This window comes from Marinobacterium rhizophilum DSM 18822 (genome assembly GCF_000378045.1).
GTDB classification, from domain to species: Bacteria; Pseudomonadota; Gammaproteobacteria; order Pseudomonadales; family Balneatricaceae; genus Marinobacterium_A; species Marinobacterium_A rhizophilum.
Genome location: NZ_KB899131.1, coordinates 1 through 7,289, shown reverse-complemented (window position 1 = coordinate 7,289; position 7,289 = coordinate 1). Strand labels below are relative to the sequence as shown.

Here is a 7,289-nt window from a genome sequence, read left to right as displayed (position 1 = left end):
AAACGCTCTTGCGCCGCTTCCAGTATCGCTTCATGTTCCCAACGCGTGACGCGTCGCTGCTTGCTTGGCGTACACTCAACTTTCAGGTGACAGGCCTGGCAGTTTGAACTCCAATATCGGTGCAGTTTTCTGCCTTTCTCTTCTGTCGTCATACGCCATATAAGCCGGTCATTGGCTGGGCAGAGGTATTCATTTCTCTCGGCGATATAGTGAAAATCCTTCTTATCGAAACGCCCAGCCGCTTGGCTACCTGAGGTTTCTGGTTTCGGTACATAGGTTTTGATCCCGGCTTCCGCACAGGTCAGCAGCTCTTCACCATTGAAATAACCGCGGTCAGCAAGGGCCGTTAAATCGTCAGCTTGAAGCGCCTTCTTGGCTTGGATCGCCATCGTTGCCAGCTGGTCTCTATCGTTCCCGATGTTGGTGACTTCATGGGTGACGATCAGGTGGTTTTCTGTATCAACCGCCGCTTGCACGTTGTAGCCCACGGTCCCTCGGATGTTGCCGCTGGTCGACATTGCTCGGGCATCAGGGTCGGTGATAGAGATCTGTTTATCAGGTGTTTGCTCCAGCAACGCCTCTTGGTCTTTGAGCTCCCGCATTTTCTTCTGTAGCGCTGCGATTTTTTCTTTCAGCTCAGGAATGTTGGATTCTGTCTCAGGCCGTTCATCTAAGTCAGCATGGTCCAGCTGAGCAAAGTACCGGTCGATAGCCTTGTCGACTTGTTCGATTCTGCGTTTTAGCTTGCCGCGGGTGAGATTGTTGTCACGACTATTAACCGCTTTGAATTTACTGCCGTCGATGGCCACAACCGCCTGGGAAAATAAATTGAGCTGGCGGCACAGAACAACAAACTCTCGACAGGTGTTGCGGATAGCCTGACCGTGATCCTTCCGGAAGTCGGCGATGGTTTTGAAGCCGGGAGTGAGCCTGCCGGTTAACCACATCAGCTCAACATTACGCTGAGCCTCACGTTCTAAGCGGCGGCTGGACTGAATCCGATTGAGGTAACCGTAGATGTATAGCTTGAGCAACGTTGACGGATGGTAGGCGGGCCTGCCCGTGGCATGGGGTTGCGCACCTGTGAATCCCAGGGACAAGAGATCCATTTCATCCACAAAGGCTTCAACGACTCGGACGGGGTTGTCCCCGGTGATGTAGTCATCCAGCGTTTCGGGAAACAGCGTACTCTGGTTTCGATCAACTCCCTGTATAAAGCGCTTCACGTCCGCTCCCCGCTGCCAGCCTTGGCATCAGTATATCGGTTGGGGCGTTTTCACACAGCCTGTGCCCGGAGCGGACGTTGATAAGCTGAGAAATAGGTATACGGTCTCCGGAGTTTTCCTGTCCCCGGAATTCACAAGTCTTGTCTTTTTCTCCTGTTGATAATTAGGAGACAAAAGGCAAGACTTGACCCTGTGGTACACCCTATCGTCTAATGATCCGGAATGAACGAAAGTATTTAGTATTTCTATTTATTAATATGATATACGTATTCTCTAATGGATATGATTTTGTTAGCGTTCTTTATGGAGGTGGGATGTGTTTAAGTATCAGGAGTTTAGTGAATCATCTCTATCTCGGTGCTTTGTTTCTAATGATTTTTTTTCTGACAATCGATTGTCAGAATCTGAGTATAGAGCGGACTTACTGAAAAAGTCTGTTCATGATGCTGAAAATATGTTTCCAAATGGGCTTCAACTTGGATCTCTACAAAAAAATAATAAAAAAACTTATTTTTCATGTGACCTTCCACAGCGAATTGTTCTCCGAAAGTGCGCAAAGAATATTAGGGCAGCAACTTCTATAAAGCTTAAGTCAAGAACTCAAATAGCCCGCGAATTACAGGTTTATTTAGCGGAAGGTACACCTTACCGAGTCTATCGGCTAGACATAAGAAGTTTTTTTGAGAGCATAGACTATAAAACTTTGTTCACAATGGTGAACGAACTATCGAACCTATCTATGCATACCAAAAAGATTATATTAGCGGTAACAGCATTTTTTAATGAGAATATTGGCTGCTCGGTACCTAGAGGAATCGAAACGAGCCCGCTACTATCTGAGCTTATACTCAGCGATTTTGACAATTCAATATCAAGCTGTAAAGAGGTTATTTACTACTCTAGATTCGTAGATGATTTGATTATAATAACATCGGCACATGAGGATGAGTTATATTTCATCAATAAAGTGGAATTGTCATTGCCAGGAAATCTTAAATTTAATAAGGAAAAGACAGAGATAGTCAGTTGCAAAAAAAGAGATAAGGCCGGTAGCTTAACCGATGGAAAACTAGTTGTTTTCTTTGACTATCTTGGGCTTTCTTTCAAAGTATACGACTCACCACTTCCATCAAAAAAAATTCAAGGCGGAATGCTAGAAGAGAATGCTTATCTTTCGAGTAAAACTTATAGAGAAGTACACGTTGACCTGTCTGAAAAACAAGTCAAGAAAATAAAATCTAGAATTTGTAAAGCGTTTTACACTTTTCATAAAGACAAAAACTATCTACTCTTGCGAGACAGGATTAGATTTCTAACTACTAATCGCTCAATGATCAATAAAAACAAAGATACAGTAATACCTGTCGGTATTTATTACAACAACTCTCCGGTAAACTTCCCCAGCAAGGCTATTGAAGAAATTGACTGTTTTTTGACAAAAATGACAACGAGCAAGAATGGACGGCTTTGTAAATTTTATAGCCACTTGCTTACCAAAAAACAAAAGAAAGAACTGCTACAATACAATTTTACAAGGGGGTTCTCTAGTCGCCTACACAAACGTTTTAGCGCCAACCGACTTGTTGATATTGTAAGGATTTGGAAATGAAGAAAGCAAGGAAGATAAAGATCGACAAGAAGGACTATGCTAGGGCCTTTTTGACAGATACATCACCTTCCGATGTACCTGTTATATTTTCAAATGATGGCCTTTACATTAATCATCATATTGCACAGAGAAATATTAAAAAAGACTCTTGTGGTTTTGATATCTTAAAGTCTCTATACTGCACAATAGTTAGCCCCTATGATTCTAGTCATGCTAGTGAGCAACATAAACTTAGCAATCAACTAGAACAAACCTATCCAATGAAATATAAAATAATAAAAAATAAAAACAGCTTGAGAACGTTGTCTCTAATACATCCGAGATCACAAAAAAACTATTGTGAAATCTATAAAAAATACTCCGACGCAATTATTTCACTATGTGCTAGCAGTAAGTTTTCAATTAGAGCTCCTTTTAGAGTAGGAAGCTCATTTTACGCTAAGGACGAAGAAAAACTAAATAAATACAAAGAGATAAATATAGAAACACTTGAAAATGATCTGCGGCGAAAACATGCATCATCATTTTACAGCTACTATGGATTTGATCGCCTGTATAAGTTTTTTAGTTCTCGGCGTTACACTCAACTTGAAAAAAAATACTCATGTATGTGGTTTCTAGATGTTGCAAACTGTTTCGATAGTATTTATACACACACTATATCTTGGGCAGTAAAAAATAAAGACTTTATTAAAAGCCATGTCACAATGGCCAACCAATTTTGCCAAGAGCTAGACACGACTATACAAAGAAGTAACAATAACGAAACGAATGGAATACCTATCGGTTCAGAGTTTAGTCGAATATTTGCTGAAATAATATTTCAAGATATTGATAAAAAAATTGAAAATTATTTAATAAACATTAAAAATATCACTTTTGGCGTTGATTACGAAGTGATCAGATACGTCGATGACTACGTGATATTCTCAAAAAGTTACGAGGTAGCCCGTTCAGTATATGAAGCTATAGAGGACAGTTTGTCATCTTATAATTTGTATTTAAGCGAGTCAAAGATTAATAAATTTGAAAGGCCATTTTTTACAGATAAGTCGCGAGTGGTTATTGGTGTAAATGAAGCATTATATGATTTTGAATCTTCTTTGTTCAAAAAAGAATCCATAAATGGGAAAAGAATATACATACCAAATAAAATTATAAATAAGCATAGATTTGAGCAGCACTTCATTAATAAAATAAAAATATTGATGGGAAATGAAGCTGTAGAATATTCAGAAATATCGCCCTATGTAATAGGATCGCTTTACAAGAGGCTTTTGAAATTTATAGAGTCTTTCAAGTCCAATAAGAGTTTTTTCTATGAGTCAGATGATTTAGTTTACCTTGCCAAAGATACGGTCTTATTGATATTGAGACTTGTATTCTTCTTTTATAATGTAAGCCCAACAGTGTCATCTTCTGAGAGAGTATCTCGATCTATAATCGTTTCAGAGAACTTTTTTTATAAATATATCCCATCACGTTTAGAAATGTTTAGAAATGATATAATGGGACACGTTGTTGATTTAAGCTTTGAGAAGAACAATACAGACCAAAGAAATGGTTATATTTCTTTAGAGAAGCTAAATATTATTATTGCAACTGGTAGTTTTGGAAGAAATCACACAATTCCAAGCAAAAAAATATCTGCAAACTGGAAAGAAAATATCGAATTCTCATACTTCGATATTATTTGCCTTCTATATTATTTCAAAGACAATCCAGAATACGAAAGTGAGCGAGAAAAATTAGTAGATTCCGCGATGTCCAAACTTAAAAAATCGAATTTCAACATATCTAAAGATTCGGAGAGTGCTTACATTTTTTTGGATGTTTTAACCTGTCCTTATGTCGATAGAGTTAAAAAGAAATATCTATTAACAAAATACTTTTCAAAGTATGAGAAAGCAGCACAAGTAGATGAAAAAAGCCTTGAAAAGTTCATAGATGAGCTAGAAGGTACATTCTGGTTTGTAAAATGGAAAAATGTAGACATTCTTAAAACCCTTGAACGAAAAGAGTTGAGGAGACCTTACTAATATGATAGCGTGACGATCGGTAGGTGACCAATATTGCTCCAACTGCAAATATATATTTGCAGTTTTTCGCTTGGTTTAATCCATGGTGCGCAACACCAAGGTGAAGATTGAGTTGAGGATTTCCATTTTTAATGTATCTCCACACACTTGATGCTGAGGTCATCTGCCACCCTATAACTTTTAAGTATCATCTATGATACTCAGTCGCAAAAATCTATATGTGTTGAAGATAATGAAGCATGATTCTCATTTTATTATGTGAAGGAGAATTATTTAGTAGGCTTGTCAGATAGACACACGGTTTAGCGGGTAAAATAATCTGCGATCACGTCTAGTTTTTTGCTTTTATAAAGCTAATGTCTGCTTTGTATATGGACTCCTCCTGTTTAGCAAGGAAGTGGATGCTCAGATTTGGACGCGTACGTATATCCGGTTTTCTATTGGAGATGCTATCTCCCAACCCACTATGTATGCGCACCCCAATGCCTCTTTGTGCCGTTGACCTCGAAGGCCGCAAAGCGGAACAGGTTTAATTGGGGCAGATATCTCAATCTGAACCAGGCTTTCTTGCTGAACACTTTACATAAAGATTCTCAATATGTTGCTCTTTTAAATTTATACCCTGATGGTCAAAGCACTATTATACTCGGAGCCAGTGGTTAACATCGCCCACACGGTTCGTACATTTTTGTTAGCCAGCGCCACTGCGGCCTTACCATAGCCTGCCCGTTGAATGAGTGCGTGAAGCCATCTTTGCTTTGGTGATTTGGGCTCCTTAAGCTTGTGCACATAAGCTCTTGCACCTTGGATCAGTACAGCCCGCAAACGTCGGTTCGCGATTTTCTTGCTGATGCCGACGAAATTGGTCTTGCCACCGCTGCTGTACTGCTTCGGTGTCAGCCCTATATAGGCTGAGAACTCCCGACCGTTTTTGAACGCCTCACCAGTGCCAAGTGTAGCGAAAAGCAGAACGGCACTGATGGGCCCTACGCCTTCGAGGTCCATGAGTCGGTGGCAGGCATCATTTTGCTTTACCAACTCTCGGATCTGTCGGTCCAGGAATTCGATGTCCAATTGAAGCTGCTGATATCGCTCAAACATACGGCATAACGTCGGACGATAAATATCAGGCAACTCATTTTCCCCATCCTCTAATATTTCGGGAATGTGTTGGCGAAGAGCTGCTAACCCTTTGGGAATGCAGATACCAAACTCCAACAACAGACCACGTAAATGGTTTGAAAGTGCAGTTCTATCTTGAACAAGCAGCTCACGAGAGCGCTGAATCGATTGTAGCCCCTGCTGTTCGATACTCTTGAGGGGAGCTTCTTTGATATTTGGACGACAAGCCGCTTCGGCTACAGCCAGTGCATCGTTCCGGTCAGTTTTATGGCCCTGCCGATACGGTGAGACGGCTTTAGCCGGAATAATTTTGATTGTGTGACCATATTTTCTGGACTGACGGGCCCAGTAGTGAGCCGTAGCGCAAGCTTCGAATGCGACAAGCGACGGCGGCTGCCTTGCTAAGAATCGAACGAACTGATTGCGGGTCAGATCCTTGTTTTGAAGTACCTTACTTGACGGGGATACGACGGCAACCTGGATGACATTTTTTGCGAGATCGACGCCGATGGTATTAATCTTAGCCATATGTGGATTCCTCTCCTGGTGTCTTGGTCGACCCTAATCCTAGCCGCTGGCTGGGGGGAGGGGGAGGAGTCCATACATTGTGCCGCAGGCGGGCGCTACTACAAGTTTGGAAATGTGGTGGCGCAGGAATATGGGGTGAGCTTTGATTGTGGACTGGTGAAATAGAAGGCTTCAAACGTCCGATGGGAAGGCTCAATTTTGCTACCGGAAAAGGCTTCGTTGAATGTAGGTGACATGCCGCATCACAAACCGGTGGAAATTGCTCTTACGATGGTTTCAAAGCCGAAACGTATAGCGAACCAAGCGTCCGGATCCTCATCCATCACCTGCTCGCCACCAATCCGCCACAGCAATGTCATCAGAGTCGAACCCGTAGGCTGCTCCCTCCTGCCCACCAAACGCCGAGTAGAGCATAAAGGCTTCATGCTGAACCTCGAAATCGATACCCAGCCCGAAGGTGATCTCGAGCGACTGGTCGAGTTCGTCGATATCATGTGCTGCGGTCATGTCTGAACCTTGTTGTTGTAAGATGGCAGTATGGTGCGCCACAGGCAGTCCAACCGCACGACCTGTGGCAAGTGTTTGGAGTCAGTGCATATACTGCCCGCCATTGACGGACAGGTCGGAGCCGGTGATGAAACCGGCGTCCTCGGCGGCCAGGAAGGAGACTGCGCGGGCTATCTCCTCCGGTTTGCCGAAGCGTTTGACCGGAATCTGTTCACGGATCTGCTCGCGAATTTCCTCGGGCACCGCCATGATCATCTC

6 protein-coding genes are annotated in these 7,289 nt (G+C 42.2%); 2 read left to right on the top strand and 4 right to left on the bottom strand.

The window, feature by feature from the left end; all coding sequences use genetic code 11:
* The coding region (locus F451_RS0124110; protein WP_020683984.1) for an IS1182 family transposase at window positions 1-1,226 on the bottom strand (1,226 nt) is incomplete at its 3' end.
* 316 nt (window positions 1,227-1,542) lie between these two features.
* Here F451_RS0124110 and drt3a point away from each other — a divergent pair.
* Both drt3a and drt3b read left to right on the top strand, forming a co-directional pair.
* Entirely contained in the window at window positions 1,543-2,835 is a 1,293-nt protein-coding gene (drt3a, locus tag F451_RS27505) for an antiviral reverse transcriptase Drt3a (protein WP_156826627.1), read from the top strand.
* Window positions 2,832-4,874, top strand: coding sequence for an antiviral reverse transcriptase Drt3b (drt3b, locus tag F451_RS0124095; RefSeq protein ID WP_040880404.1), 2,043 nt, complete (start codon window positions 2,832-2,834; stop codon window positions 4,872-4,874). The genes drt3a and drt3b overlap by 4 nt, the downstream gene beginning before the upstream one ends.
* 615 nt (window positions 4,875-5,489) lie before the next feature.
* On the opposite strand, the gene F451_RS0124090 is transcribed toward drt3b, so the two are convergent.
* The 3 genes from F451_RS0124090 to F451_RS26460 form a co-directional block, all read right to left on the bottom strand.
* Complete coding sequence (locus tag F451_RS0124090; RefSeq protein ID WP_020683981.1) at window positions 5,490-6,524, bottom strand: IS110 family RNA-guided transposase; 1,035 nt, start codon at window positions 6,522-6,524, stop codon at window positions 5,490-5,492.
* A 315-nt stretch (window positions 6,525-6,839) separates the two neighbouring features.
* Window positions 6,840-7,031, bottom strand: coding sequence for a hypothetical protein (locus F451_RS0124080; RefSeq protein WP_020683979.1), 192 nt, complete (start codon window positions 7,029-7,031; stop codon window positions 6,840-6,842).
* A gap of 81 nt (window positions 7,032-7,112) precedes the next feature.
* On the bottom strand, window positions 7,113-7,289 hold a 177-nt coding region (locus tag F451_RS26460; protein WP_040880403.1), incomplete at its 5' end, for an SDR family oxidoreductase.